Raw genomic sequence first — 737 nt, 5'->3', positions numbered from 1 at the left:
CTAGCAAAGAAATTTATCTCATGTGCTTTTGCAAATACCATTCTAATGCCACCATTAAACACCAAAGCTATATGATATTTATCAAATATTGAGTCCTGAATATCTGGCAGTCCATAGTTTACACCTGCTCCAGCAAATATGCCAAGATTGAAGTTAGAGGCATTGATGAAATTCACCAAAAAATCTGCATTTAAGCCAAAAGACAATAGATTCATTTTTAAGCTTTCATATTTCCAATCTCCCATGAATAAATCAAAATATGCCCTAAAACCAAATGTTTCACCAAAATATTTATAACCAAGGAAAATTGTCGGCATAATCGCACTCTTTAGTTTTGAATTTGAATCTGCTACTGTTCCCCCTTGTGCTTCATATACATGTGTAGCTGGACCATATCCAACGCCAATTCCAAAATATTGCTGATGTGTAGGCTCTTTTGCAGGTCTGCTTTTTGGTGCTTGAGATTGCGTTTGCTTTGACTCGTCTTGCTCGTAAGTGCTGTAATCTTCCTCTTGCAAATATTCCTCATTTTGATTAGATTCCAAGCTAGATTCATCATTTGCATTTACGATTCCACACCAAAAAAGTCCAATTAAACTTAAGATTAAAAATATTCGTTTTGCCATTTCTGCCCTTTGTTTTGCGTATGTTTGCGATTTAAGATTCGCAAATAAAATAGCATTTTACCCCCCCCCTATCTTAAATTTTCCTTAAATGTGAAGTAAGTGTGAAGTAAA

Annotated in this window: 1 protein-coding gene; it reads right to left on the bottom strand. The window is 34.9% G+C overall.

Annotation, left to right across the window (positions count from 1 at the left end; genetic code table 11):
• Positions 1-626 (bottom strand): outer membrane beta-barrel protein (locus tag CCY99_RS09280; protein ID WP_146744971.1); only part of this gene is annotated, 626 nt, incomplete at its 3' end.
• Positions 627-737: the final 111 nt, after the last annotated feature.

Source organism: Helicobacter sp. 16-1353 (assembly GCF_003288815.1).
In the GTDB taxonomy this organism is placed as follows: Bacteria; Campylobacterota; Campylobacteria; order Campylobacterales; family Helicobacteraceae; genus NHYM01.
Note: the sequence above shows the minus strand (reverse complement) of the source record. Positions and strands in the feature narration are given on the sequence as shown.